The 26,735-nt window shown below is 65.9% G+C and carries 20 protein-coding genes and 1 pseudogene; 7 read left to right on the forward strand and 14 right to left on the reverse strand.

Annotation, left to right across the window (positions count from 1 at the left end; all coding sequences use genetic code 11):
• Positions 1–43 precede the first annotated feature (43 nt).
• A complete protein-coding gene (locus tag WS66_RS27435; RefSeq protein WP_059607881.1) occupies positions 44–616 on the forward strand; it encodes a DUF1415 domain-containing protein in 573 nt (190 codons plus the stop codon).
• 55 nt (positions 617–671) lie between these two features.
• Here the strand turns inward: WS66_RS27435 and WS66_RS27440 are convergent, their stop codons facing one another.
• The 3 genes from WS66_RS27440 to WS66_RS27450 form a co-directional block, all read right to left on the reverse strand.
• The gene (locus WS66_RS27440; RefSeq protein ID WP_059607880.1) at positions 672–1,562 is read right to left on the reverse strand and encodes a class I SAM-dependent methyltransferase; all 891 of its coding nucleotides are present in this window, start codon (positions 1,560–1,562) and stop codon (positions 672–674) included.
• An 89-nt stretch (positions 1,563–1,651) separates the two neighbouring features.
• Positions 1,652–2,785, reverse strand: a complete 1,134-nt coding sequence (locus WS66_RS27445; protein ID WP_059607879.1) for a methyltransferase — start codon at positions 2,783–2,785, stop codon at positions 1,652–1,654.
• A 125-nt stretch (positions 2,786–2,910) separates the two neighbouring features.
• Complete coding sequence (locus WS66_RS27450) at positions 2,911–3,405, reverse strand: LEA type 2 family protein (RefSeq protein WP_059607878.1); 495 nt, start codon at positions 3,403–3,405, stop codon at positions 2,911–2,913.
• A gap of 645 nt (positions 3,406–4,050) precedes the next feature.
• Between WS66_RS27450 and WS66_RS27460 the strand changes: the two genes are divergently transcribed.
• Positions 4,051–6,219, forward strand: coding sequence for a M1 family metallopeptidase (locus WS66_RS27460; protein WP_059607877.1), 2,169 nt, complete (start codon positions 4,051–4,053; stop codon positions 6,217–6,219).
• A gap of 111 nt (positions 6,220–6,330) precedes the next feature.
• Here WS66_RS27460 and WS66_RS27465 read toward each other — a convergent pair whose 3' ends face one another.
• Both WS66_RS27465 and WS66_RS27470 read right to left on the reverse strand, forming a co-directional pair.
• Positions 6,331–7,359 (reverse strand): transporter, encoded by a 1,029-nt coding sequence (locus WS66_RS27465; RefSeq protein WP_059607876.1) that lies wholly within the window; start codon positions 7,357–7,359, stop codon positions 6,331–6,333.
• 205 nt (positions 7,360–7,564) lie between these two features.
• Positions 7,565–8,521 carry a hypothetical protein gene (locus tag WS66_RS27470; RefSeq protein ID WP_059607875.1) on the reverse strand — a complete coding sequence of 319 codons (957 nt, stop codon included), beginning with the start codon at positions 8,519–8,521 and terminating at the stop codon, positions 7,565–7,567.
• Between the two features lie 121 nt (positions 8,522–8,642).
• Here WS66_RS27470 and WS66_RS27475 point away from each other — a divergent pair, with 121 nt between their 5' ends.
• The 5 genes from WS66_RS27475 (at position 8,643) to WS66_RS27495 (ending at position 16,399) form a co-directional block, all read left to right on the forward strand.
• The gene (locus WS66_RS27475) at positions 8,643–9,488 is read left to right on the forward strand and encodes a M15 family metallopeptidase (RefSeq protein ID WP_059607874.1); all 846 of its coding nucleotides are present in this window, start codon (positions 8,643–8,645) and stop codon (positions 9,486–9,488) included.
• A gap of 301 nt (positions 9,489–9,789) precedes the next feature.
• Positions 9,790–13,743: a type VI secretion system membrane subunit TssM gene (gene tssM / locus WS66_RS27480; protein WP_059607873.1), complete on the forward strand. Its 3,954-nt coding sequence runs from the start codon at positions 9,790–9,792 to the stop codon at positions 13,741–13,743.
• Positions 13,740–14,729, forward strand: coding sequence for a type VI secretion system-associated protein TagF (tagF, locus tag WS66_RS27485; protein WP_059607872.1), 990 nt, complete (start codon positions 13,740–13,742; stop codon positions 14,727–14,729). The genes tssM and tagF overlap by 4 nt, the downstream gene beginning before the upstream one ends.
• Positions 14,730–14,733: 4 nt before the next feature.
• Positions 14,734–15,687, forward strand: coding sequence for an OmpA family protein (locus tag WS66_RS27490; protein WP_059607871.1), 954 nt, complete (start codon positions 14,734–14,736; stop codon positions 15,685–15,687).
• A 136-nt stretch (positions 15,688–15,823) separates the two neighbouring features.
• On the forward strand, positions 15,824–16,399 hold the full coding sequence (locus WS66_RS27495; protein WP_059607870.1) for a hypothetical protein: 576 nt from the start codon (positions 15,824–15,826) through the stop codon (positions 16,397–16,399).
• Positions 16,400–16,521: 122 nt separating this feature from the next.
• Here WS66_RS27495 and WS66_RS27500 read toward each other — a convergent pair whose 3' ends face one another.
• The 9 genes and pseudogenes from WS66_RS27500 to WS66_RS27535 all read right to left on the reverse strand — a co-directional run bounded on the left by WS66_RS27500 (position 16,522) and on the right by WS66_RS27535 (position 26,725).
• Positions 16,522–17,358 (reverse strand): DUF3304 domain-containing protein, encoded by an 837-nt coding sequence (locus WS66_RS27500; protein ID WP_059607869.1) that lies wholly within the window; start codon positions 17,356–17,358, stop codon positions 16,522–16,524.
• A gap of 344 nt (positions 17,359–17,702) precedes the next feature.
• Positions 17,703–18,167, reverse strand: coding sequence for a hypothetical protein (locus WS66_RS34495; RefSeq protein ID WP_236872961.1), 465 nt, complete (start codon positions 18,165–18,167; stop codon positions 17,703–17,705).
• Between the two features lie 404 nt (positions 18,168–18,571).
• Positions 18,572–18,751 (reverse strand): annotated as a pseudogene (locus WS66_RS34915) (hypothetical protein); the annotation flags it as partial.
• Between the two features lie 67 nt (positions 18,752–18,818).
• Positions 18,819–19,940 (reverse strand): type VI secretion system protein TssA, encoded by a 1,122-nt coding sequence (gene tssA / locus WS66_RS27510; protein ID WP_059607868.1) that lies wholly within the window; start codon positions 19,938–19,940, stop codon positions 18,819–18,821.
• Between the two features lie 43 nt (positions 19,941–19,983).
• Complete coding sequence (tssH, locus tag WS66_RS27515; RefSeq protein ID WP_059607867.1) at positions 19,984–22,653, reverse strand: type VI secretion system ATPase TssH; 2,670 nt, start codon at positions 22,651–22,653, stop codon at positions 19,984–19,986.
• Between the two features lie 43 nt (positions 22,654–22,696).
• Positions 22,697–23,797 (reverse strand): type VI secretion system baseplate subunit TssG, encoded by a 1,101-nt coding sequence (gene tssG / locus WS66_RS27520; protein WP_059607866.1) that lies wholly within the window; start codon positions 23,795–23,797, stop codon positions 22,697–22,699.
• The gene (gene tssF / locus WS66_RS27525) at positions 23,761–25,596 is read right to left on the reverse strand and encodes a type VI secretion system baseplate subunit TssF (RefSeq protein WP_059607865.1); all 1,836 of its coding nucleotides are present in this window, start codon (positions 25,594–25,596) and stop codon (positions 23,761–23,763) included. Before tssF ends, tssG begins: the two co-directional genes overlap by 37 nt.
• Before the next feature lie 77 nt (positions 25,597–25,673).
• Positions 25,674–26,159 carry a type VI secretion system baseplate subunit TssE gene (gene tssE / locus WS66_RS27530; RefSeq protein ID WP_059465243.1) on the reverse strand — a complete coding sequence of 162 codons (486 nt, stop codon included), beginning with the start codon at positions 26,157–26,159 and terminating at the stop codon, positions 25,674–25,676.
• 62 nt (positions 26,160–26,221) lie between these two features.
• The gene (locus WS66_RS27535) at positions 26,222–26,725 is read right to left on the reverse strand and encodes an Hcp family type VI secretion system effector (RefSeq protein WP_006477093.1); all 504 of its coding nucleotides are present in this window, start codon (positions 26,723–26,725) and stop codon (positions 26,222–26,224) included.
• Positions 26,726–26,735: the final 10 nt, after the last annotated feature.

Below are 26,735 nucleotides of genomic sequence, written 5' to 3' on the forward strand. Positions count from 1 at the left end.
TACAATGCGGCCCTCGCTTCCGCCTTGCCCGACTGCCCTCGCCATGACCGATACCCGCCCCGATTCGCACGACGACATCCTCGCCGCCACGCGGCACTGGCTCGCGCGCGCGGTGATCGGGCTCAATCTGTGCCCGTTCGCGAAGAGCGTCTATGTGAAGGAGCAGGTGCGCTATGCGATCAGCGAAGCGACGACGCGCGAGGACGCGCTCGCCGACCTCGAAACCGAGTTGCGCGCGCTTGAAGCGGCGGATCCGCAGCAGGTCGACACGACGCTCGTGATCTATCCGCGCGCGTTCGCTGATTTCGTCGACTACAACGACGCGCTGTTCTTCGCCGACCGGCTCGTGCGGCAACTGCGGCTCGACGGCGTGCTGCAGATCGCGAGCTTCCATCCCGAGTACCGGTTCGAAGGCAGCGAAGCCGACGACATCGAGAACTACACGAACCGCGCGCCGTATCCGATCCTGCACCTGCTGCGCGAGGACAGCATCGCACGCGCGGTCGACGCGTTCCCGGACGCGTCCGCGATCTACGAGAAAAACCAGGAAACGCTGCGCCGCCTCGGCCACGACGGCTGGCGTGAATGGATGCGCCGGCCGGGCGACGACGTCTGACGCGTCGCGCGCCGGCCGTCCGCCGCGCGGCAAACGGGCCGCGAGTCGGCCTGCCTCAGTCCGGGGCCTGCTCGACAGCCTCGCCCGCCGCCGCCGCGGGCGCCGGCGCGAAGAAGCGCTCGTTCAGTTCGGCGAGCCCGAACATGCCGAGGATCTCGTTCAGCCGCTCGCCGGGCTTGCGGCGCGGCAGGTTCTTGTACTGCGCGATGATCAGCTCGTTCTTCATCGAATGTTCCCAGCCGACCAGCTCGGTCACGCTGACCTGATAGCCGTGCGCCTCGAGCTGCAGGCAGCGCAGCACGTTGGTGATCTGGCTGCCGAATTCGCGCGTATGCAGCGGATGCCGCCACACTTCAGTCAGCGCGTTCGCGAGCGACTTGCCCTTGTTCCTGCGCAGCACGCCCGCGACTTCCGCCTGGCAGCACGGTACCAGCACGATGTGCTGCGCGCGCTTCGCGAGCGCGAAACGGATCGCATCGTCGGTCGCCGTGTCGCACGCATGCAGCGCGGTGACGACATCGACCGTTTCGGGCAGCTTCGGCGACGTGATCGAATCGGCGACCGACAGGTTCAGGAACGACATGCCGCCGAATCCGAGTCGCGCGGCGAGTTCGGTGGAACGCGCGACGAGCTCCTCGCGCGTCTCGATCCCATACACGTGCGACGCGAACGCCGGTGTGCCGTGCCCCGGCTGCTGCTTGAAGAACAGGTCGTACAGGATGAAGCCGAGATACGACTTGCCGGCGCCGTGATCGACGAGCGTCACGCTGCCCTTGTCGGCCTGCACGCTCGCGAGTAGCGGCTCGATGAACTGGAACAGGTGATAGACCTGCTTCAGCTTGCGGCGGCTGTCCTGGTTCAGCTTGCCGTCGCGGGTGAGGATGTGCAGCTCCTTCAGCAGCTCGATGGACTGCTCCGGACGGATTTCGTAGGTCTTGTTCGACATCGTGAAGCGGCGCCGGGCCACGGTCGGTCGACCACGGCCCGGCGGCGGGAATTCGTGAGGAATGGCGACAGTTTACCGAAAATACGCGATCAGGCTCGCGCGCCGAGCCGCCAGAGCGACGTGACCTCGGCGCGGCGTGCCGCGTGCAGCGGGTCGTCCGCGTCGGCCGACTTGGGGTGCGCGGGGCGGATGTCTTCGCGGCCGAGCACGACGAGCCCGGCTTCGTCGATCCATTGCAGCAGCGTATCGCGCGGCCGCAGGCCGAGATGTTCGGCGAAATCGGACAGGATCAGCCAGCCTTCGCCGCCCGGTTCGAGATGGTCGGCGAGCCCCGCGAGGAAACCGCGCAGCATGCGGCTGTCGGGATCGTAGACCGCGTATTCGATCGGCGCGCTCGGACGGGCCGGCACCCACGGCGGGTTGCAGACGACGAGCGGCGCGCGGCCGGCCGGAAACAGGTCGGCTTCGACAACCTCGACGCGCTCGGCATGACCGAGCCGCGCGACGTTCTCGCGAGCGCACGCGAGCGCGCGCGGATCCTGATCGGTCGCGACGATGCGCTCGACACCGCGCGACGCGAGCACGGCCGCGAGCACGCCGGTGCCCGTGCCGATGTCGAACGCGAGCGACGTCGCGGGCAGCGGCGTGCGCGCGACGAGTTCGACGTATTCGCCGCGCACCGGCGAAAACACACCGTAATGCGGATGGATCAGCGCGCCGCCGAGCGCCGGAATCGGCACGCCCTTCTTGCGCCATTCGTGCGCGCCGACGAGGCCGAGCAGCTCGCGCAGCGACACGACCGACGGCGCGCCGCCCGGGCCGTACGCTTCCTCGCACGCTGCACGCACGTCGGGTGCGCGGCGCAGCGGGATCGTGTAGTCGGCGTCGAGCGGGATCAGCAGCATCCCGAGCGTGCGGGCACGCTGCGATTGCGCGAGGCGGTGCAGGTTGAATGCGTCGACGCCCACCGCGGCCTTCGCCTTCTTCGGCTTGCGTTCGACACGGCGCGCCATCGCCTGCACGAGCTGGCGCGCGTTCTGGAAGTCGCCCTGCCAGACGAGCGCGGTGCCCTCGCACGCGAGGCGGTACGCGGCGTCGGCGGTGAGGCGGTCGTCGGCGGGCACGGCGCGCCTGGGCGGCTGCACGCCGGCTTCGGAGCGCCAGCGCACGGCATGTTCGGCGCCGTCGGCGTCGGTCCAGTGGAAAACGGGGAAATCGGTCACGCGAGCTCGGCTACGGTTGGCTTCAGACAGGCGGCGCCACAGGAGCGCGCCGCGCGGACCACACCATACCGTGCTTTGCCCGCGCGGCAAAGCACGGGCGACCACCCTGGCATTGCGCAGGCAGCCTACCCGCCCCATCCCGGCATCGCCGGCATGCGCAACGTGCCCGCGTCGCGGAAATGCACGGCGCCGAGCACGCCGCCCGCGAGCCGGCCGCGCAGCGCGTACGGCAACTCGCCGTTGGCCGCCGCGCCGGGCAGGTTCCACGCCTGCCGCGCGGCGGCGAACGCCGACACCGAAACGGGCACGTCGATCACGGCCTCGCCGAAGCGCGGCACGACGCCCGCGCGATCGCTCACGCCGCTCGCGAACGGCGTCCCGTTCAGTTCGAGTGCGACCGAAATGCCGTCGTATTCGATCGGCGTGTCATTCGGGTTCTGCACGCGCAGTTTCAGGCTGAAGCGCATCTCGAGGCCCTGGCCGACGAGCGGATCGAGCCCGGCGACGGTCACGCTCACCGGCTCGCGCGTCAGACCCGCGCAACCGCCGAGCACGAAGACGGCGGCGAACAGCAGCAGCATCGCGCGCAGCGGCGCGATATGGAACAGGGCTCGTGGCATGGGCTGGCCTCCTTGCGGCAATCGATTTGACGGATCGTCGCTGCATTGTACCGAGCGCGCCACGCTCCACCCTGATTCGTAGTTTCCGCGCACCGCCGAGATCGTTAATAGATTAAAACTACGAAAACAAGTAGTCGAATGGAAAGCGAATTAATGCCTTCCAGCATTCAATAGTGCGCAAAATATTCAATCGAATCACTTTCTAATTTTTTCGTTTCCTTTACCCAAAACCATCAAGTATATTTACGCATCCTTCGAGCAGGCCGACAAACCTTCAAGCCGCATGACGGCGATTTTACGGAACGGCGACACGCCGTCCTTCCGTCCTGCGGCCTTGCACGGCCAGCCCCGTGGGTCGTCGGTTCAAAGGGAATGCACGCCCGCGCAGGGCGGGCGGCCCCGTGTCGTGCGCGCGAAATCAATTCAGTACAACACGCGCCCGGCCATTTTGAACCGGCAAGTTAACCGACATCCGGAAACACAGAGGGGGCAGTAAACCATGATTACCTTCACGTAGTCGGCCGGCCGTCTTTTCGAATAATCCGTCATTGGCATTTCTCGTCGCTGTTGATTAACGGCGAGGGATTTACTTTGCCGGCGTTTTCGCAGCACTGAACGATTCTTTCAACAATCGAGGTTTCAGTCATGTCGATCAACATTCACAAGATGCGTTACCTGCCGCTGGTCGCCGCACTCGCGCTCGCCGGGTGCGGCGGCGACGACAGCGGTGTCGGCTCGGCTTCCGCGCTCAGCTCCGCCGGCGCGCCGCACTCGAGCTCGTCGCCCGCCGCCAACACGCCGCCGAGCGCGTCCAATGTCGACAAGAGCGTGTCGCCTGTCGAACTGCCGGACACCGTGGTACCCGTCAACTACCGGCTGTGGTTCCGACCGAACGATGCGCTGAACGCGTTCGACGGGCGCGCCGACGTCGAGATCAAGGTGCTGAAGCCGGTCAACAACATCGTCATCGCCGGTCACCGGATCAAGTTCACGAGCGGCCGCATCACGCTGCAGCCGGGCAACATCCAGCTGATCGCGACGCCGCAGGACAAGGGCGACTTCTACCAGTTGCGTCCCGTCGCCGGCACGATCTCGCCGGGCAACTATTCGCTCCACATGGAATGGTCGGGCATCATCAACTTCAAGTCGTACGACGATCCGGCCACGCAGACGGGCGGCAGTTGCGGCGACGATCCGTATCCGGGCTGCTCGGCCGCAGAAGGCGTGTTCCGCGTCGACCTGAAGAGCACCGACGGCACGACGAGCGGCGCGATCCTCACGCAGGGCGAAACCAACCTGTCGCGCCAGTGGTTCCCGGGTTGGGACGAGCCTGCATTCCGGCCGACTTATGAAGTGACGGCCGAAGTGCCGCAGAACTGGCGCGTCGTGTCGAACGCGGCCGAGAAGCCGTCGACCAACGTCGGCGGCGGCTACAAGTTCGTGCAGTTCGAGAAGACGCCGCCGATGCCGTCGTACCTGCTGTTCTTCGGCGGTGGCATGTTCGACACCTACGAGGACGATTTCTCGAGCCCCCTGCCGGGCGGCAAGGGCGGTCTGCACCTGCGCGTGTTCACGCCGCCGGGCATGAGCGACTGGGCGAAGCCGGCGATGGACCGCACCAAGCAGGCGCTCGACTTCTACTACCGCTATACGGGCATCCCGCTGCCGCTGACGAAGTTCGACACGGTCGCCGCGAACGATGCGTTCAAGGAGCAGAAGGATCTGAACTTCGGCGGGATGGAGAACTGGGGGTCGATCCTCGAGTTCGCCGACGACATCCTGCCGCAACCGGGCCAGCCGATGTCGCACTACGGTAACGAGGTGCTGACGCACGAAGTCGCGCACCAGTGGTTCGGCGACCTCGTCACGACCGACTGGTGGGACAACGTCTGGCTCAATGAATCGTTCGCGACGTTCTTCGAGACGAAGACGACGATCCAGTTCTTCCCCGACGAGTTCAGCTGGCTCGATCAGGTGAAGAACAAGTATCGCGTGATCAATCGCGACATCGGCCCGAACGCATTCCCGGTCGCGCCGAACTTCAATGACTGGGCGTCGAACGACTTCGTGCTGAGCGCGAGCGCGTTCACCTACGACAAGGGCGGCCACGTGCTGAAGACGCTCGAGAACTATCTCGGCGAGCAAACCTTGCGCAAGGGCTTGCAGCAATACCTGGTCGATTACTCGTTCGGCAACGGCACACCGAAGCGCCTGTGGGATGCGCTGTCGAAGGCGAGCGGCCAGCCGGTCGGCCCGATCGGCGACAGCTACGTGCGCCAGACGGGCGTGCCGCTGATCTCGCTCGACACGCAGTGCGACATGACGAAGAACCAGACGATCGTCACGCTGAAACAGCAGCCGTTCCCGAACAAGAACGCGTATCCGGGCCTGCAGTGGACGGTACCGATCACGCTCGCATACGGCCAGGGGCTCGCGAAACACACGACGCTCGCGCTGAAGGATACGCAGACGCAGACGCGGATCGACGGCTGCACGGGCGTGGTCGCGGATCCGAGTGGTCTCGACTACTACGTCGTGAACTACGGCGACGCCGCGTGGAGCGGCCTGCTCACGCAGGTCAACGGCTCGACCGATCCGGTGCTGCTCGCGAACCTGAAGAGCGAGGCCGCGCTGCTCGTCGCGAACAACCTCGCGCCGGCTTCGCGTTCGACGTCGATCGGCTCGGTCGCCTCGCCGGCCGCGATGAAGCTGCGTCAGACGCCGAGCTTCGGCGGCATCGCGCCGACGGTGAAGGAACGTCCGTCGCTGCGCTACCAGGGCATGTTCAAGCCGCGCAAGACGCTGGTTCAGTAACGTCGTGGTCCGGCCGGCCGGTGCCGCGGCATTTGCGGCGCCGGCCGGCGTTCAGTCTTTCACGTCCTTCGACAGGCTCCGGATGCGGGGCCTGTTTTTTTGCGGCCGCCGCTAGCGATCATTGCGCCGGCGAAACGCCCACCACGCGGCGAGCGCGGTAAAGCCCGCGACCAGCAGCACCATCAGCCAGAACCCGTGCTTGTTCTCCGAGAACGGCACGCCGCCGACGTTCATCCCGAAGAAGCCCGCGACGATGTTGATCGGCAGCGCGATCACGGTCACCAGCGTCAGCGTGAACAGCGTCCGGTTGTTCTGCTCGTCGAGCCGCGAACCGATCTCTTCCTGCAACAGCTTGATCCGCTCGTTGAGCCCCGACAGGTCGGCGAGCACCAGCGAGAATTCCTCGGTCGACTCGCGCAGTTCCTGCACGTCTTCGGCATGCAGCCACGCGGGCGGCTTCGCGAGCAGCCGGAAGATCGACCCCGGCTCGGGCGCGAGCATGCGCTGCAGTCGCGTCAGCGTACGGCGCATCGCGCCGAGTTCGACGCGATTCGACGTGAGCCGTTGCGACAGGAAGCGATCCTCGATGCGGTCGACGTCGATGCTCGTGCGCCGCATGATCTGGATCAGCAGGTCGGCCTGGTCGCGCAGCAGGTGCACGAGCAGTTCGGCCGGGGACCGGAACCGTTCGCCGTCGCGCACGCAGGCGCGCAGCGTGTCGACCGAGCGCAGCGGCTTGAGCCGCGCGGTGATCATGATGCGCCGCTCGACGTGGACGAACAGCGTCGCGATTTCCGACGGCGTCAGCTCGAGGTTGAACATCACGTCGTTGACGATCGCGCGCAGCGCGCCGTCCTCCTGCTCGATGCGCGTCGAGCGCGATCCTTCGTGAAGGAATTCGAAGAAGCTGTCGGGCAATCCGAGGTGCGTGCGCATCCAGCGCTCGCTCGCGCCGTGCGCGAGATTGAAGTGCAGCCAGACGAAATCGTCCGAGGTGGCTGCCTCGCGCGCGCGGCACGTGCGCAGCCATGCGGCGGCCGCGTCGGCATCGAGCATCGCACCCGATCCGCCCGGGACGAAGCGGAATCCGCACACCATGCCGGACGTATCGGCGCCGTAAGTCTGTACGATCAGATCCATCGTGTCGAAGGTCGTGCGGCGCGGCCGCGCCGCGCATCGCGCATTGCGGCGCCACGCCGGGAAATGAAAGGAAACGTATGCCCGACGTATGCGACATTTTCGTGACGGGGTCACATACGGACGTCCAGCGTCGGACAGCCCCAAAAAGCAATGCGCCGCCCATCGGGCGGCGCATGTGCGATGAGCAGGCCGGCGTGACGCCTCGCTACTGCCGCGTCTCCGACTGCGCGGCGGTCGGGCAGGCGGGATCCTTGCCCCAATGGCCGTCGCAGACGCGCCACCGGCACAGCTGATCCTCGAAGAAGCCGCGCTCCGAGCACTCCTTCACGCGCGCTGCGAGCGAACCGCCCGTCGTGGCGGCCGTCTTGGTCGGCACGACCTGCCCCTTCTGCGCGGCGACCTTCTTGTCGGCCGGCTTCGTGCGTGCGACGAGCGCGGCGAGCAGGTCCGCATCCGGGTCGTCCTTCCCGGCGGCCTTTGCGCTCGCGGTACGGGTCGTCGCGTCGCGACGCTTCTTCGCCTGCGCGAGCTCCGCCTGCTGTTCCTTGTGGTGCTTGCGGGCCTCCGCCTTCGCGTCGGCCTTCGCATCGGCCTTGCTGCGTGCGGCGACCTTGCCGCTCTGCGCGGCGTCGGCCTTCGCGGTTTTCGCTGTCGCAGCCGCGGCGGCGGCCGTCGCGGCGACGGCGCCAGCCGTGGCCGCGCCCGATGCATCGTCGGCACCGTTCGCGAGCGCGCGCGACAAGCGGCTGTTGTCCGCGCCCGATGCGGACGCAACGGTCTGGGACGCCGCATCGTCATTGACGATCGTGGCCGGTTCCGCGGCAGGAGCGGCCGACGCGGCATTCTGCGCGACCTGCACGGCGCCGCCGCTGGCTGCCTCGGCCTTCGCCGCTGCCTGCGCGGGCGCGGCGGCCACGACGGCCTGTTCGCCGGATTGCTGCTGCCAGCGCCATGCCCCCCAGCCGCCGACGGCGACCACGAGCGCGACGACGGCCGCGATCGGCCCCTTCAGCGAGCGGCGCGGCGCTTCGGCCGGCGGCGTGACACGTCCTTCCAGATTCGCGAGAATGCGCGACTGCTGCGGTCCACCCTCACCTGCCGGTTTGGTATCGGACAGCAGGCTCGGCGGGGTTTTCGAATTTGAATTTTCCGGCGCACTCATTCAGCGTCTCATTGAATCCTGGTTTAATTCACCGCGATAATATAGCCCGGCCTCTCAAAGCAGCCTGATTCTAAGAGCAAGCATTGCAAAACACAATCAATTCCAATTTCCGGGGATTTCGTTGATTGCCGTCGCACTCGTCGCCTATTTCGCCCTTGCCGTCGCGGTCGCGGCACTGTTGCTTTTACCGGGTATCCGCACGGCGGTTTTCGAATCCGTCGCCCAGTTTCACGGCCGTCTGACGCGCCGCGCGAACGCTCGCGCCGCACGCACGCGAAGTCAGATTGTTAAATCGGCAACCGTTACGCGCGGCGCATTAAGCGATGTGCAAAATTTACTGATTCGGCGACGCTTGATGATTATGGTGTCGGCAGGTATTCTTGCGACGCCGCCATTGGTGGCCATTGCGTTACGCGGTCGGCAATTGTTTCAGTACGACGACACGGCGCGCGTGCCGGACGAGAAGATCGCCGCGCTGCTGCAGGGCGAACAGCTCGTGCCGCCCCCGCCGTTGCCGCCGGAAGTCTTTGCCACGAAGGAAGTCGAACAGGTGCGGCCGGCACTGAAGGACGCGAGCCGCGACTGGAACCTGCTGGATCCCGATTTCCGTACGCGTTTGCTGCTGGTCTACAAGATCATGCACGAACAATATGGTTACGAGATGGCGCTGCTGGAAGGTTATCGGAGCCCGGAACGACAGAACCGGCTCGCGCAAATGGGCACCAACGTGACCAATGCGGCGGCCTTCCAGAGTTATCACCAATTCGGGCTCGCGAGCGACAACGCGTTTCTGCGCGACGGCAAGCTGGTCATTTCCGAGAAAGATCCCTGGGCGATGCGCGGCTACCAGTTGTACGGACAGGTCGCCGAACAGGTCGGCCTGACCTGGGGAGGCCGATGGAAAATGATGGATCTCGGGCACGTGGAATACCATAAACCCGGTTTTAAACTGGGACGCGGCAGCTAGTCAGGGCTGCCGGACAAGAAATAATGAGGGCGGCATGGGGCTTTTTAATCATCCGGCAGGAAACGATTTGAGCGGCGCAATCGATCGGGCATTCCGTTGCACGATTTTTTCCGATCGCCGCTTCCGTTTTAATTCTCACAGCGTCCTTTCATTATTGCGCGCGCCTTCTCCGATGCCGCGGGCGCATTGATGCCAGCCCCCTTCATCCCGTTTGACAGCATGGCGACACATCGCGGCGCCACGCTTGCCGCTCGGCGCGCCTGCGTCGCCTCACCGAATCGCACCGGAACCTGAACGTCCTATGCAACGCATCCTCAACGTGCTGACTCATCCGCGTACGCTCTCGATTGTCGGGATCATCGCGCTAGCGGCGATTCTCTTCATCGTCGCCGACATGCTGCAGCTGCCGCTCCTGTGGGCGGCGATCGCCTTCGCGGCGATCCTCGTGCTGTGGCTTGGCGTCGCGTTGGTACGCCGCTGGCGCGTGAAGCGCGCGAACCAGCAGCTCGGCCAGGTGCTGGAAGAGCAGGCGGAAACCGGCAAGATCGCCGCGCCGGCCGCGGCCGCGCTCGCACCCGACACCAAGACCGCCGACCTCGACGTGCTGCGCACGCGCCTCTCCGACGCGGTCAAGACGATCAAGACGTCGAAGATCGGCCAGGTGTCGGGCGGCTCCGCGCTGTACGAGCTGCCGTGGTACATCGTCATCGGCAACCCGGCCGCCGGCAAGAGCAGCGCGGTGCTGAACTCCGGCCTGCAGTTTCCGTTCGCGGACAAGAACAGCGCCGTGATCCACGGCATCGGCGGCACGCGCAACTGCGACTGGTTCTTCACGACCGAAGGGATCCTGCTCGACACGGCCGGCCGCTACTCGGTGCACGAGGAAGACCGCAGCGAGTGGCTCGGCTTTCTTGGCCTGCTGAAGCGTTATCGCCCGAAGGCGCCGATCAACGGCATCATCGTTACCGCGAGCATCGCCGAACTGACCGGCAACCGCCCGGAATTCGCGATCAACCTCGCGAAAAACCTCCGCCAGCGCGTTCAGGAGCTGACGGAAAAGCTCGAGGTGTTCGCGCCGGTCTACGTGATGTTCACGAAGGCCGACCTGATCACCGGCTTCACCGAATTCTTCAGCAGCAGCGACAAGCACGAATACGACCGCGTGTGGGGCGCCACCCTGCCCTACGAGCCGGACGACAAGCGCGACGTCGTCGCGCAGTTCGACACGCACTTCGAGGAGCTCTACGAAGGGCTGAAGGAAATCAGCGTCGCGCAGCTGTCGCTGTCGCGCGGCAACCAGCTGTCGCCGGGCCAGTTGAGCTTCCCGCTCGAATTCTCGACGATCAAGCCGTCGCTGCGCGCGTTCCTCGCGACGCTGTTCGAGAACAACCCGTTCCAGTACAAGCCGATCTTCCGCGGCTTCTACTTCACCAGCGCGCTGCAGGAAGGCGAAACCAACAGCGCCGCCGCGCAGCGCATCGCGCACCGCTTCGGCCTCGACGCGAGCGCGCTGCCGAAGCCGCACAGCGCGTTTTCGAAGAATGGCTTCTTCCTGCGCGACCTGTTCTCGAAGGTGATCTTCGCGGATCGCCAGACCGTGCGCCAGTTCGCGAGCCCGACCAAGACCCGGCTGCGCTACGCGACCTTCTTCGGCTTCGTCGCGGCGCTCGCGCTCGCGCTCGGCGGCTGGACCTGGTCGACGATCGGCAACCAGCAGCTCGTCGCGAACGTGCAGGCCGACCTCGACAACGTCACGCGCCTGCAGCAGGGCCGCAACGATCTGCAGTCGCGTCTGCAGGCGATGGATATCCTGGAAGACCGGATCGAACAGCTCGAACAGTTCCGCCGCGACAAGCCGGTGTCGGTGTCGCTCGGCCTGTACCAGGGTGACCGTCTCGAACAGCACCTGCTGACCGAGTACTACAACGGCGTGCGCCAGATCCTGCTGGCGCCGGTCTCGCAGAACCTCGCGTCGTTCATGAAGGATGTGAACGCGCACCCCGAACAGCTCGTGCCGATGACGCGGCCGCCCGAATCGGGCGCCATGCAGGGCGGCCCGATTCCCGTGTCGACGAACCCGCCGGGCGCCACGCCGCTCGCCGGCGCCGCGCAAGGCGCATCCGCCGCGACGGCCGCCGCGCCGCAACAGGCGGCGGCACCGCAGGGCGGGTTGTACAGCGACGCGTCACCGACCAACGTGCAGGACGCGTACAACGCGCTGAAGACTTACCTGATGCTGTCCGACAAGCGTCACGTCGAACAGGCGCACCTGACCGACCAGCTCGCACGCTTCTGGCGCGGCTGGCTCGAGACGAATCGCGGCAACATGCCGCGCGACGAGATGATCAAGAGCGCCGAGCGCATGATCTCGTTCTACCTCGCGCGCGTAAACGACGACGACTGGCCGATGATCGACGCGAACCTCGCGCTCGTCGACCAGACCCGCGAGAACCTGCGCCGCGTCGTGCGCGGCATGCCGGCCCGCCAGCGCGTCTATGAGGAAATCAAGGCGCGCGCGTCGACCCGCTTCGCGCCGATGACCATCGCGCGCATCGTCGGCGACGGCAACCAGGGGCTGGTCGCCGGCAGCTATGCGATTCCGGGCACGTTCACGCGCGAAGCGTGGTTCGACTACGTGCAGCCGGCGATCCGCGACGCGGCGACCAAGGAACTGCAGGCGAAGGACTGGGTGCTGAACACGTCGACGCAGGACGACCTGACGCTGGAAGGCAGTCCCGAGCAGATCCAGAAGACGCTCGTCGGCATGTACAAGACCGAATACGCGCAGCACTGGCAGAAGTTCATGCAGGGTATCGCGGTGCAGGGCTTCAGCAGCTTCGGCCAGGCCGTCGACGGGATGAACCGCCTCGGCGACCCGCAGGATTCGCCGATCCGCAAGATCCTCGAAACCGCGTACGACCAGACGTCGTGGGACAACCCGTCGCTGGCGAACGTCGCGATCAAGAAGGCGCAGACCGGCGTCGTGAACTGGGTCAAGCAACTGTTCACGCGCTCGCAGGCCGGCCAGGTGGCGGCCGCGAACATCGACATCAACGGCAATCCGGCCGAGGTGCCGATGGGTCCGATCGGCCAGGAGTTCATCGGGCTCGCGCGGATCGTCACGACGCACGACGGCACGTCGATGCTCAAGGGCTACATGGACTCGCTGTCGAAGGTCCGTACGCGCTTCAATGTGATCAAGAACCAGGGCGACCCCGGCCCCGGCGCGCGCCAGCTGATGCAGCAGACGCTCGACGGCAACGGCTCGGAACTGGCCGATTCGCTGAAGTTCGTCGACGAGCAGATGCTGACGGGCCTGACCGATTCGCAACGCAAGTCGCTGCGACCGCTCCTGGTGCGCCCGCTGATGCAGGCGTTCTCGGTGGTGATCCAGCCGGCGAGCGCCGAAGTCAACAAGGTGTGGAACGCGCAGGTCTACCAGCCGTTCCAGAGCTCGCTCGCGACGAAGTACCCGTTCGCGGCGAACGCAAAGGTCGAGGCCGGCGCCGGTGAAATCGCGCAGGTGTTCGGTCCGGACGGCGCGATCGCGAAGTTCGTCGGCACGACGCTGGGCCCGCTCGCGGTGCGCCGTGGCGACACGCTTGCGGCCCGCACGTGGGGCGACATGGGCATCGGCCTCACACCCGACTTCACGAACGGCTTCGCACGCTGGGTCGCCCCGCTCGCCGGCGGCGCCGCGGGCGGCGCGGCCGCGGCGGCCGAACCGCAGACCGTGTTCCAGATCCTGCCGCAACCGAGCACGGGCACGACGGAATACACGATCGCGATCGACGGCCAGCAACTGCGCTACCGCAACACGCCGCCGCAATGGACCAACTTCGTGTGGCCGAACCCGCAGGGCTCGCCGGGCGCGACGCTGTCCGCGACGACCTTCGACGGCCGCACCGTGCAACTCGTCAACGAACCGGGCCGCTACGGTCTCGAGAAGCTGATCAACTCGGCGCAGCGCAAGCGCCGTCCGGACGGCACCTTCGACCTCACGTGGGTCCAGGGCAGCGTGAACGTGTCGGTGACGATGCGCATCATCAGCACGTCGCAGCCGACGAGCGGCGGCGGCGACCAGCCGCAGCAGCAGAGCCTGCGCGGCCTGCAGCTGCCGTCGTCGGTCGCCGACGCGAGCGCGGGTGCCGCGCAGAACGCGACGCAGGCCGGCACGGGCACGCCGGCCGCGGCACCGACACCGGCACCGGCCGTCGCGGCCGCCACCGCAACGAATGCACAGGGGGCGCAATGACGCAAACCGTTCAGGCGCAGATCGCCTACTTCGGCAAGATTCCGTCGCGCGGCGACTTCGTGAAGAGCCCGCACAATCCGCAGCTGCTGCAGACGCTCGATCGCTGGATCGCGCAGGCGCTCGAACTGCTCGCGGAAGATCCGCGCTGGAAGATCGTCTACGAGGATGCGAAGCCGATGCATTTTGCGTTCCTCGGCTCGCGCAGCAAGCTCGCGATCGCGGGCCACATGGTCGCGAGCCACGACGTGTCGATGCGCCGCTTCCCGTTTCTCGGTGCGACCGCGCTCGAGGTCGACCGGCCGCTCGCGTTCCTCGCGCGCAGCCCGCTCGCGTTCGCCCGGCTGTGGTCGCGCGTCGCCGCGCAGATGCCGCCGCTGCTCGCGAAGGAGGAGCCGCCCGGCGCGCTGCAGGCGCTCGGCGACACGCAGGTGCCGATCGACGTCGGCGGCCCCGGCACGTCGCATGACGGCACCTTCAACGACTTCATCGAACACCAGTCGCTGTACGGCCTGCAGCAGATGCTGCTCGAAAGCGGCCATCCGGTCCGGCTGCGCGGCGCGATGCTCGCGCTCGGCTCGCTCTTGCGGCCCGTGATGCAGAGCGGCTCGTCGCACATCGAGCGCGGCCTCACGCTGCCGCTGCCCGTCGATCCGTTCTACCGAAGCCTCGTCGCCGCGTTCTGGCTCGAACTGATCGCACCGTTCGTCGCGCAGGCCGACTTCGAGCTCGCGATCTTCATCGGCACGATCGCCGAGCGCGAACGGCTGATCATCGGCTTCAACGGCGCGTCGTCGAAGACGCTGCTGAGCGTCGTCGACCCGCAGACCTACGCCGCCCACAACATCGACATCGACGATCCCGAATGGATCGACGCCCATGCGCAAAACGATCAGCAGATCAGCAAGCTCGTCAGCTACCTCGACCAACCGCAACTCTCGCTGCGCGTCGCCATCGACGCGTTCCGCGAAGCGTTCATCGGAGGCTGACGGGATGCAACGCACGAATCACGTCCGGCGCATGCGCTTCTCGGCATTCGTTGCCGCCCTCGCCGCCGCCGGCCTCGTCGCCAGCGGCGCGGCCTACGCGCAGAACACCGGCGGCGCGACCGTCACGCCGGTCGGCAACGGCACGGTCGCGACGACCGCGCTGCCGTCGTCGAACACGAACCCCGGCACCGCGCCTGCTACCGCCTCCGGCACGGTGGTGCACGGCACGGCCGGCACGATCTCGCCGCCGCCCGCGAACGCGACACCCGGCCAGGTCGTGGTCGGCGGCAAGGTGCCGAACGAGGCGACCAAGGCCGCCGTGCTGCAGAAGCTGCGCGACACCTACGGCGCGGTGAATGTGGTCGACCAGATCGAGGTCGGCGACGTCGCGACGCCGCCGAACTGGAGCGCGAACGTGCAGAAGCTGCTCGGCGCGCAGCTCAAGCAGATCAGCAAGGGGCAACTGAAGATCAACGGCACGCAGATCGAGATGAAGGGCGAGGTGCACAACGAAGCGCAGCGCCAGCAGCTCGCGAGCGACATGGCGAACACGCTGAACCCGACTTACACGATCAAGAACGGGCTGCGCGTGTCGGCATCCGAGCAGGGTGTGCTCGACCAGACGCTCGCGAACCGGACGATCGAGTTCGAGACCGGCAGCGCGACGCTGACGCCGCAGGGCAAGCAGATCCTCGACCAGATGGCGGCCGCGCTCGCGAAGATGCAGAACCGCACGGTCGACATCATCGGCCACACCGACAACTCGGGGAACCGGACGTCGAACATCGCGCTGAGCCAGGCGCGCGCGGATGCGGTGAAGGGTTATCTGATCACGAAGAGCATCCCGCCGCAGCAGATGACGACGACGGGCGTCGGGCCGGATCAGCCGATCGCGCCGAATGACACGGCGGATGGAAGGGCGAGGAATCGGCGGATCGAGTTCCGGGTGGGGCAGTAGGCGGAGGTTCGGCTGTGCGGCGAGCCGGTGGCAGGATACCGGCAGACTCGTCCCGCCGGATCGTGCAGCCCCCATCTCCCCGCATTGTCAACAGGCCGATCGCCTGACCGACCCCCTACTGAATCCGACCATTCCAGTGAAATACGCAATGCGCTGCTTGCGGTCGGCCATTCTTCTGCTCTTCGGTGCGGCCTTCGTGCTGATGGGTGTAGCTGGCGCCGTCAATTCTGCCATCCTCGTTCGCGCTCGTGTGTGGCCTCACGTCCCCGCCATTGTCGAGCGATGCGAGTTGTCTCTGCGATATGGCAAATCCGATGCGACATGGGAGGCGCGCGCCGTCTTCCGCTATGGCGCGGGACAGACGCAGCAGTACGATACAGCGTGGCAGCCTGCCGGGTCGCCGGTGTATTCGCGTTCGGCCGCCTCGAACATCAGCCACGAACAGTTCGCAGCGTTCACGAAGACGTACTGCAATGCGGCCGCGAACGATGGCCTGCGCGTTTCGCCGATGTTTCCCGGCATTGCGCGGCGCAACGAAGCGGTTGAGGGCGGAGCATGGGTGCGTGAAATCGGATTCGGCCTATTCGCCCTGATCGGCGGATTGATGCTGTGTGCGACGAGCATTTCGATGCTGCCGTGGATCGAGGATAGGAAGAAGCAATCGTTGAGGCGAAAGACTCGGCGCGCGCGGAAACGTATCGGCGGTTCGTGACTCGCGCCGGCAGACCGGAATCGGATCAGACGTCGTATCGTGCCGGTCGGGGCGCGACGGCTGATCGTTGCGCGGGAAGGAAACGTACTGCGTTTCCGTCATCCGGGTCGAGTTTGATTCTCTCAGCCACGCTGCTTTTCCTCTGCACGTAACGGCGGCAACAAGCCGTCTGGAACCGCCGGCAAGGCAACCGGCTCGAACTGGCCGGTCGTCAATTCGGATAGGACGCTCTTCGGCAGAGACCGCATCGACGTTGCAAACACGCCGGGCCGATCCGCAGCGGCTTTCAAGACGCGCTGAACCTCCGGATGCGCGTCGAAACGGCTATTCACCAGCAAGGCGTAGTACGCGTACTGCTTCAAGTCATCTAAATCGGTCAGGCGGTATTTCAACCATGCTGCCGCCACGATACGCGCGATACGGCGAAACTGCCGGTCTTCGCGTTCGTCGTATCGCTTGCTCAACTGCACCTGATAGTTGGTCGACATCCAGTGCGACACATCGATCATCGGAATACGCGATTCGTCCATCGGCGTGCCGGGAAACTGAAGCTCGATGTGGCGATCCGGATAAAAATGAACTGCAAGAATTCGGCTGCCCACATTTTCCGGAACCTTTGACGGAGGCAGCACAACCTTTGCTTCGGCGTGAAACGTCTGTGCGTCGCCCTTATGCCACTGGTCAACGTCGTAGTAGTCCCATTTGACGATGAACTCGGTCCCCTTGAGCTGATAGCAACAAGTCACGCCCCCACCGCCCCCCGGCATGCTGTCGCCACCGCCGCCTGCCTTGTTGCCATGAGCATCGGTGATCGTGAATTTATCCAGGTTATAGGGCAGGTAGTTCTGAGCCATGACCGAAATCCCGCTGTATGTCGGTTCCGGCTTGCCGCACGCCGCCATGGCCGTCAGGAGCAGGCACCCTGCCAGAACACGGCTCACCAGACTCGAAAATCTCATTGCCCTATTCAATGATGTTTTCCCTTCCGAATATTGCCCAGCATGCCCTTCCGACGTATCGATTTTAGTTGTCCACTCGGTAAATGCGATTTTTTGTCTACGTAAATGACGATATGTCCGACAGCAACGGCAACATCAATCGCGACAACAATCGGGGCCGAAATCGCGCGGCATCCGCAGGCTGGCCGATATCGCAGCTGATCTCGAACATACCCGGATAAGTAACCATTACGACCCGTTCTCGGCTTCCTCCGACATGACGGACGAAACGGTATCGAGCAATCCGAGGAACTCCATCTGGATCGATACGCCCTCAGCGACTTTCACCCCGCGGACATCTCGAGTTACTTCCTTCTATTGTGAACCGCCACAAGCTTTCCGTTCGCGAAAGCAAACCACTTCCCCCCAACGCTTAGCAGTACGCAGCCAGGCAGCCATCGAACGTCGTCAATATCCAACTTGTCGCTAACCGGCAAGACGGCAGCGGGTTTTTGGCGGAAGTCGTACAGGGAGATTACCCGTGGGTCTGAAAAACCACCGCTGAAGTCTTCGACGATCAGCCGCGAGACGGCCTTGTCCTGTTCTTTCGAATCCGGATAGTAGACATAGCGTGAACCGTAAAGGTGATCGAATTGCTTGCCATCGAGCTCGACGTTGAATGTAACGCCGTCACTTCCCGGCCGGGCGATCTTTGATATCTGCAATGTGCCCGCAACGGTGCGGATCGTATCGTGATCCCCACCCGAGGTCTGCGCCTTGACATTGATGCAATAGACCGTCATCAACACTACAACAAACGACTTCAACAAGCCCACCTCCTAAAAAGTGGGGTTCGTACCACCGACGACAGTCACAAGATCCAACAGTGGGCGAACATCTTCAAGTTTCGAAGCATCGCATGCGAAGTTCTTGAAGTTGACACCTGTGTCGATGAGATGGCTCAACCACAGGCGATGAGCCTTGACATAGTTCCTACCGTTCTCTTCCGCACGCTTCGCTGCTGCCGCGCTTCCCACCTGCGCGGTCAAACGCGTCTTGGCCCCGCGAGCGATGAGCCTGGGCGGACGGTGCGGCTTTGCTCCGTATACGTATCCTCCGGAGCAATTGTTCCGGCCAAATACCGTTTTGCATCGGCCGCTCCCAAGTGGTGAGACAGGTACAGCATCTTCGCCCGCTCCCCATCATTCAAATTCGAGAAATCGTAGCCGCCGCCTTCGCTCGCGGTGGAAACGAGGTCGAGCACCACACTGAAATCTCGGCCGAGCTCGGACCGCGTCACGGCGCGGCGCGGCACGAGCGCGTTATTCGGCAGCGACGGGATATCCGTCTTCAGCAGGCGGTCCTGCTGAATCAGGCCACCACGGATCGCCTGTGCCAGTTCGGTCACGTTCATGCGTCACCCTTCTTCTCGTTCATCGCAAACCCGCCGGGCCCGCGCTCTCAGGTCAAAAACCCATCGCTCACGACTGCTCGTCCGGCCTCACCCCAAGCAGCTCGCGAATATGCGACAGCGACCCGTCGTCCTTCACGACGCTCTCGAGCCACTTGTGCAGCGGCATGTCGGCCCATTCGGCGGCCTTGTCCGCGAGATACGCAACCGGGCTGTGCGGCTCGGTCTGGCGGAAGTAACGCGCGACGGCACGCAGCTGGTCGACGGCCTGCGCGCGGTTCTGGATGCCGGCGATCATCTGCGTCACCGGCGGACGCGGAGCGGTCTGCGACTGCACGTGGGTCTCCTCGCTGTGGAACGTATCGCCGAAGCTCGGCTCGATGCGCTCGGGCTGCGCCTGCGGCGCCGCTTGCGTGTGCGGCGCGCTACCCGTATAGCCCTGCTCGCGCGCGAAGCGCTCGGCGAGCCGGTACACGGTCTCGAACGCGTCGCGCGCCTGCCGGAAGCTCGGCGCCGAATCGCCCGCCCGCTCGACGAGCCGCTCCTCGAACGCATCGAGCGCGAACTCGAACGCCTTCAGGTTCGCGAGCAACGCGGTGTAGAACGCGATCGGCGTCACGCGCCGCGACGCATCGACCTGCTCGACCGACGGCTTGCCGCGTGCGATGTCGTCCGCATGCTCGGGGTCGCGCCTCACGGCCTGCGCGACGTGTTGTGCGACTTCCCAGTCGAGCGTGGTGAACGCGTTCGACGCGCCCTCCGTCACCGGAATGCCGCGCAGCAGCTCGGCCGTGCGGCCGGACAGCCACGCGACGTTGCCGAGCCGATATTCGACGTCGTCGCCTTCGGGCAGCGGATGCACGGTGTCCCAGTAGTCTCGGCACAGGCCTTCCAGCAGCGCATAACCTTCGGTGAGGCCGGTGATGCCGTCCTCGAGCGCGAGCGCCTCGGTCAGCCACACGGCGAGCCGCAGGTCCTTGGTGCGCGTGCGCAGCAGCTCGCCCGCGTGATCGACGACGAAGCCCCAGTCGGCCTCCTTGATCTCGGTCACCCATTCGCCCTGGTCGAGCGTCGGATCGTCGTAGCGCCGCGCGTCCTGGATCGCGTCGAATTCGTTCGAAAACAGCAGGTCGTCGCCGCTGGGCGACGCGTCGCTGATCGGCGTCAGCAGCTCGGGGAGATTGATCGGCATGGTTCAGTGAATCCGTTGATGCATGAGATGTCGCCCGCGGGGCTCATTCGACGGTGTACGCAAATTCGCCGGCCTCGTCCGCGCGCACCGCGATGCGCGCGATGGCCGCGCCGTCGGCGATCCGGCCGAGCACGTGGCCCGCGATCTCCGGCAGCAGCGTGCCGTTCAGGATATGGTCGACGTTGCGGGCGCCCGAATCGACCTCGGTGCAGCGCGCAAGCACCGCATCGACGAGCGACTCGTCCCACTCGAACGCGGCCTTGTGGTTCGCTTCGATGCGGCGGCGGATGCGTTCGAGCTTCAGCTCGATGATCTCGGCCAGCACGTCGTCGGAAATCGGGTAGTACGGCACGACCTTCATCCGGCCGAGGAACGCCGGCTTGAAGGTCTTGTACAGCTGCGGGCGCAGCGCCTCGGCGAGCGCGTCCGGATCGGGAAGCTCCTCGGCCGGCTTGTTCAGGCACGCCTGCATCACCGCCGCCGACCCGACGTTCGACGTCAGGATGATCAGCGTGTTGCGGAAGTCGATCTCGCGCCCTTCGGCGTCGTCCATCGTGCCCTTGTCGAACACCTGGAAGAACATCTCGAGCACGTCCGGGTGCGCCTTCTCGACCTCGTCGAGCAGCACGACGGAATACGGGTTGCGGCGCACTGCCTCGGTCAGCACGCCGCCCTCGCCATAGCCGACGTAGCCCGGCGGCGAACCCTTCAGGCCCGACACGCTGTGCGCTTCCTGGTATTCGCTCATGTTGATCGTGACCATCTTGCGCTCGCCGCCGTACAGGATGTCGGCCAGCGCGAGCGCGGTCTCGGTCTTGCCGACGCCCGACGGCCCGACGAACATGAAGACGCCGCGCGGCTTGTTCGGATCCTCGAGGTTGGCGGTCGCGGTGCGCACGCGCTGCGCGATCGCGTCGAGCGCGTGGTCCTGCCCGATCACGCGCGCGGTGAGCAGCGGCTGCAGGTTCAGCACGGTGTCGATCTCGTCCTTCACCATCCGGCCGAGCGGAATGCCCGTCCATGCCGCGACGATCTCGGCAACCACGTGGCCATCGACCTGCAGCGGCACCATCGGCTCGCCGCCCTGCAGTGCGTGCAGTGCGGCGACGCGCTCGGCGAGCTTGTCGCGGGTCGCCTGCACGTCGACCGGCTGGCCGTCTTCCGACGGGCCGCGTGCCTTGTCGAGCGCTTCGCGCAACTCGGTGATCTCGGCGACGATCGCTCGCTCGGCTTCATAGCGCGCTTCGTCCTCGGTCAATTGCGCGAGCGCCGTGTCGCGTGCGCCGCGCAGCTCGCCGAGCCGCTCGTCGTGCGACGCGCCGCCGGCCGCCTCACGTTCCAGCGACGCGATTTCCGCGTCGATCCGCTCGATGCGCTTCTTCGTATCGTCGATCGCGGCCGGCGTTGCGCTGTGCGCGAGCGCGACCTTCGCGCATGCGGTGTCGAGCACGCTGATCGCCTTGTCCGGCAGCTGGCGGCCGCTGATGTAGCGATGCGACAGGCGCACGGCCTCGGTGATCGCATCGTCGAGGATCCGCACGTTGAAGTGCTTCTCCATCAGCCCGGACATCCCGCGCAGCATCGCGGCCGCGAGCGGCTCGCTCGGCTCCTCGACCTTCACGACCTGGAAGCGCCGCGCGAGCGCCGCATCCTTCTCGAAGTACTTCTTGTATTCGCTCCAGGTCGTCGCGGCGATCGTGCGCAGTTCGCCGCGCGCGAGCGCCGGCTTCAGCAGGTTCGCCGCGTCGTTCTGGCCGGCCTGGCCGCCCGCGCCGATGATCGTGTGGGCCTCGTCGATGAACAGGATGATCGGATGTGCGCTCTTCTTCACCTCGTCGATCACGCTCTTCAGCCGGTTCTCGAACTCGCCCTTCACGCTCGCGCCGGCCTGCAGCAGGCCCATGTCGAGCACGTGCAGCGCGACGCCACGCAGCGGCGGCGGTACGTCGTCGGCGGCGATCCGCAGCGCGAGCCCTTCGACGACGGCGGTTTTGCCGACGCCGGCCTCGCCGGTCATGATCGGGTTGTTCTGGCGGCGGCGCATCAGGATGTCGATCGCCTGGCGGATCTCGGCTTCGCGGCCGATCACCGGGTCGATCTTGCCGTCGCGCGCGCGCTGCGTGAGGTTGGTCGTGTACGTGTCGAGCGCGGGCGTCTTCGACGGGCCGGCCGCGGGCGCGGTGCCGTCGGCGGCCGGCGCGACGTCGCTGCCTTCCGCATCCGCCTGGCGCGGCTCGGCCTCGCTCGACCCGGCCATGATCTCGTCGAACTTGTGCTTCAGGTCCGTCACGTTCATTTCCACGAACCGCGACGACATGCGCTGCGCGAACTGCGCGAGATCGGGCGCGGTCAGCAGCGCGAGCAGCAGGTGCCCCGAGCGGATGCGGCCGAGCTGCGAATCGAGCGACGCAATCAGCCATGCCTGCTCGAACAGCGCGATCAGGTGCACGGAGAACACCGGCGTGCGCGTGTTGCCCGTCTTCAGGCGCGTGAGTTCGCGCTCGAGATCGGCACGCAGCGCATGCGGATCGACACGGCTTGCGCGCAGCGCGAGCGGCAGGTCGCCCGTCGCTTCGTCGAGCAGCGCGAGGAACAGATGCTCCAGATCGACCTCGTAGTGGCCGCGCGCCAGGCACGCGCTCGCCGCGCGCTCGGTCGCGTGCCGGCAGAGCGGATTCAGTTTCGTGATCAGGGTCTTCAGAGGCGTGCTCATGGCGTCGATCTCAGGTTCGATTGCGTGTTGTTGTCGTTCGGAATCAGTGAATCACGTGCAGTTCGTAGCGGGCGTCCGAGCGGTCGTCGACCGCGTCGCGCGTGCAGAGGAACGCGTCCCAGCCGAGCCGCGAGCCGGCGCCGAGCACGCTCGCGCCGACCTCGGTGCGCTTCAGCACGAGCTTCACCTCGTATTCGAGCGTGACGCCGGCGAGCAGCGTGAGCATCCGCTCGAGCGCGACGGCCTGCGGGCCGCCGGGCAGGAATGCCTCGTAGTCGCGCTTGGACAGCGGGCCGACGACGATCCGCGCGCGCATGTCGCGCTGCCATACGCGTTCGCCGACGAGCGCCGTCGCGCCGAGCACCGCGTTGACTTCGCCGAGCACGCTCAGCTGGTCGGTCGGCACGTCGTACCACTTGCCCACAAACTGGTCGATCTTCACCGGCACGCGGAAATAATCGGACAGCGTGCGCTGCAGGTACGCGGCCGACATCGGCCGGTGCCGCGCGGCGAGCGCGTAGCCGGCGACGGCCTCGTCGAGCACGCCGCCCGCGCCGGCCGCGAGGCTGTCGCGCACCTCGTCGCTCGGCACGCCGGCGATCGCGAGCAGGAGCGGCAGGTAGCGCTCGTCGCGATCGAGTTCGTAATGGAACGGCAGCCGGTATTTCTTCCACGCCGCGTAGAACAGCGCGGTCGCGCGGTTCGAGAACACGTCGAAGAACGCGCGCGCCGCGTGGTCGCGCTTCAGGTGCTCGCGCGCGACGATCTGCTCGGTGTAGTGCAGCGGCAGCGCGCCCTGCCCGCCCAGCAGCCCGAAGAACGCGGGCGTCAGCTCGACGTGGCCGAGCTCGCCGGCCGCGAGCGCGGCGCCACGCTGCTCGCCCGAGTCGAGCAGCGTGCCGTCGTCGTCAAACGAGCGCGCGCCCTCGATCTCGCTCGGCGGAAAACCGAGCGACAGCGTGTTGCGGAATTCGATGCGCTGCGCGACGACGTCGCCCTGCCGCCATGCGCCGGGGGCATCCGACGCCTGCCGCGCGAACAGCCCCTCGAGCACGCGCACCGCCTGGAAGAACTCGAAGCGGTGCGGCTCGTCGAGCAGCGCGTCGACTACGCCAGGATCGATTCGCCGGTCCGGGGCTTGCATCGGATGATCTCCTCGCCGGTGCGCTTCGACACGACGACTAGTTGAACGAAACTGTTGAGGTGGACGTAAAGCCCGAAGAAGCTGTCGAGCACGCGCACGAACGATGCGAGGCTCGCGCCGACGAAGTGCTCCTCGTCGATCGTCAGGCGGATCTCGATGCCGCGCACGAAGGTCGCGAACGGCTTGCCGGGCAGCCACTGCACGGCACCGCGCTGCTCGACGCCGGCCAGGCCGTCGATCTGGCGCATCGACACGGCGGTGCGCCGCAGGTCGTACAGCGTCAGCATTTCCTTGAGCGGCGCGAGGCCGTGCGCGACCAGCGACACGTGGTTCAGCGCGAGATGCGACACGAGCCGCCAGTGTGCGGCGCGACCGCGCTCGAAGCGCACGCTCTGCGTCGGGCGCCTCAGCAGCGAGATGCCGCTCGTCTGCGCGCCGCCTTCCTGGAACAGGTCGCCGCCTTCGAGCCCGAACGCGAGCATCGACGGCAGGTCGCGGTTCGTGCAGGTGAGGTCGAGACTCAGCGTGTCGGTTTGCGGCGACGTGGGCTCGAAGTCGATGTCGACGATCGAGATCTCGGTTTCATAGCCGGGGCTTTTTTGCGCGACCCAGTCGTTGCGGCGCGCGAACCAGTAATGGCCGATCCGCGCCGATTCGCCGTGATGCAGCGAATAGAACGGCCGGAACTCGATCACCGATTCTTCATGCGCCTGCTGCCTGACGAGCTTCACCGAATCGATCGAGTACACCTCGTACGCGAACGCGCGCCTCGCCTCGGCGATCACCGGATACGACACCGCGCGGTGCGTGATGCGGATCGGCTCGCCGTGCTGGCGGAACAGGTTGACGATCGGCGTGCAGAACAGCCGGAAATGGCTGGCCGTCAGCAGCTCGAGCAACCGCGCGACGTGCGAATCGCTGCGCACGTCCTGCAGCACGAGATGCAACGTCGCGCGCTGGCAGCGGCCCGACGCGCGCGCGATCGCCGCGAGGTCGAAGTCGACGAAATCGAACTTGTCGGGGAACGCGAAATATTCGGTGAGCAGGCGATACGCGGGATGCGATTTCGCCGGATAGTCGATCAGCGCGTCGTCTTCGTCGAAGCCGGCCTGCGCGATCGGCAGCTTGCGCAGCGCGGCCCAGCGGCCGTTGCGTTCGGGCTCGACATACGCGCCGAGCACGTTGACGAACAGGCAGTCGGTCAGCGCGGCGACGAACGACTGCTCGCCGTGCAGGTGCGCACGCAGCGTCGGCACCTTCAGCGCGCCGAGATCGAGCTGCGCCGCGAGCGATTCGAACGTGATCGAGATCACGCCCGTCGCGTTGGACGGGAGCACCGTCGCGCTCGGCGCGAGCGCGACCGGCACGTAGCGCGCTTCCGAGATGCGGATCGGCGCGAGCGTCACGTCGTAGGCGGTGCGGAAGCGGCACTGCACGCCGCGGATCGGGCGACTCTTCAGTTCGGTGCCGCGATCGATCACGACCGGTTCGGTCTGCTGGCCAGGCGAAGCCGGCGTGAACTGCGCGATCGAGCACGACGGGAACGGCCGCAGGTAGTGCGGATACAGCACTTCCAGCAGCGCTTCGGTGAATTCCGGGTAATCGTCGTCGAGCTTCTTGTTGATGCGCGCGCCGAGCAGCGCGAACGACTCGATCATCCGCTCGACGTGCGGATCCTCGCAGTGCTCGCCGGACAACGCGAGCCGCGCGGCGATCTTCGGATAACGTTCGGCGAAATCTCGCGAATAGCGCCGCAAAAACGATAATTCGCGCTCGTAGTACGGCAGCAATTCTTCCATCGACGACCCCGAACCTCAATATTTCCTGCCGGACCCTGAACCATCACCGGGCGGTCCGGCCCGCTCGGCGGCTTGATTTACAGCATTCTGGCCGCGCGCGTGCGCGTGACCGAGTACTGCAGCGTCGACGGCTGCAGCATCGCGTCGAAACTCACCGGCTCCTCGGCCGGATGCACGACGAGCAGCGCCTGGATCGCGAAGTACAGCGCATTGGTCGACTGCTCGTTCAGCTCGAACGTCACCTGCACCTGCTGCAGCCGCGGCTCGTGGCGCGCGATGGCCTGCTGGATCGACTTGCAGATGAACGCGCGGTCGTAGTGGCTCGCGAGGCTCAACCCCGCGAAATCGTTCAGCCCGTAGGTCAGCACCGATTTCTGGCATTCCGGCAGCGCGGCCAGCTCGATCTCGGTGTGCGCGATACGGGTGTTGAGGATCGCCTCGACGTCGCGGGCGACCGTGTTCTTGAGCTCGTCCAGCGACAATTGCCGCATCGCGGCCGAGGCCGGCAGATGCGGTTCGTCGTCGAACAGCTTGTCGAGAAAACTGGGTTCGAATCGTTTCATCGGCCGGCGTGCACAGCGAAAACGGCAACGGGACGCCACGCGCCCCGTTGCCGCATCCGACCTTAGACCGCGTAGGTCTTGTCGTTCTTCGTCAGGCTCCAGGCGCCCTGCGTGTTGCCGCCCTGGTTGCCGCCGATCTTCTGCTGGGTCTGCTTCCACTGCACGGCCGCGTACTTCAGCGAGAACGTCTCGAGCGGCAGACCTTCTTCGCGAACGCTCGGAGCGATGCTCGAGATGATCACGTACTTGAGCTTCACTTCCAGATACTGCACGCGCTTGCCTTCACCGTCCGCGCGCGAGAAATGGACCGTCACTTCATCGAACGTGGTGCCGCCCGATGCGTGCTGATACAGCAGCGGGCTCGACGAATCGATTTCCTTCGTGAAAATCATGTCGCCGTGCTCGCAGCGCGTCATCGTGTGACCGCCTGCGGTCGATGCCGTTGCCGAACGCGGCTGAACGATCGAGTGATCCCACGATTTCAGTTCGATCCAGCCCTGATGGTCTTTGTCCGCGGATTCGCCCTTCACCGCCGGACTACCAAACTGCAAGTGCATATGTAACATGGCCCTTCGA

It is taken from the genome of Burkholderia sp. LA-2-3-30-S1-D2 (genome assembly GCF_001523915.2).
Classification (GTDB): domain Bacteria; phylum Pseudomonadota; class Gammaproteobacteria; order Burkholderiales; family Burkholderiaceae; genus Burkholderia; species Burkholderia diffusa.

Bases quoted from the DNA above. Each gene is read 5' to 3' on its own strand.
- WS66_RS27435 (WP_059607881.1), top strand. From the start codon at position 44: ATGACCGATACCCGCCCCGATTCGCACGACGACATCCTCGCCGCCACG.
- WS66_RS27440 (WP_059607880.1), bottom strand. From the start codon at position 1,562: ATGTCGAACAAGACCTACGAAATCCGTCCGGAGCAGTCCATCGAGCTG.
- WS66_RS27450 (WP_059607878.1), bottom strand. From the start codon at position 3,405: ATGCCACGAGCCCTGTTCCATATCGCGCCGCTGCGCGCGATGCTGCTG.
- WS66_RS27460 (WP_059607877.1), top strand. From the start codon at position 4,051: ATGTCGATCAACATTCACAAGATGCGTTACCTGCCGCTGGTCGCCGCA.
- WS66_RS27465 (WP_059607876.1), bottom strand. From the start codon at position 7,359: ATGGATCTGATCGTACAGACTTACGGCGCCGATACGTCCGGCATGGTG.
- WS66_RS27470 (WP_059607875.1), bottom strand. From the start codon at position 8,521: ATGAGTGCGCCGGAAAATTCAAATTCGAAAACCCCGCCGAGCCTGCTG.
- tssM (WP_059607873.1), top strand. From the start codon at position 9,790: ATGCAACGCATCCTCAACGTGCTGACTCATCCGCGTACGCTCTCGATT.
- tagF (WP_059607872.1), top strand. From the start codon at position 13,740: ATGACGCAAACCGTTCAGGCGCAGATCGCCTACTTCGGCAAGATTCCG.
- WS66_RS27490 (WP_059607871.1), top strand. From the start codon at position 14,734: ATGCAACGCACGAATCACGTCCGGCGCATGCGCTTCTCGGCATTCGTT.
- WS66_RS27500 (WP_059607869.1), bottom strand. From the start codon at position 17,358: ATGAGATTTTCGAGTCTGGTGAGCCGTGTTCTGGCAGGGTGCCTGCTC.
- tssA (WP_059607868.1), bottom strand. From the start codon at position 19,940: ATGCCGATCAATCTCCCCGAGCTGCTGACGCCGATCAGCGACGCGTCG.
- tssH (WP_059607867.1), bottom strand. From the start codon at position 22,653: ATGAGCACGCCTCTGAAGACCCTGATCACGAAACTGAATCCGCTCTGC.
- tssG (WP_059607866.1), bottom strand. From the start codon at position 23,797: ATGCAAGCCCCGGACCGGCGAATCGATCCTGGCGTAGTCGACGCGCTG.
- tssF (WP_059607865.1), bottom strand. From the start codon at position 25,596: ATGGAAGAATTGCTGCCGTACTACGAGCGCGAATTATCGTTTTTGCGG.
- tssE (WP_059465243.1), bottom strand. From the start codon at position 26,159: ATGAAACGATTCGAACCCAGTTTTCTCGACAAGCTGTTCGACGACGAA.
- WS66_RS27535 (WP_006477093.1), bottom strand. From the start codon at position 26,725: ATGTTACATATGCACTTGCAGTTTGGTAGTCCGGCGGTGAAGGGCGAA.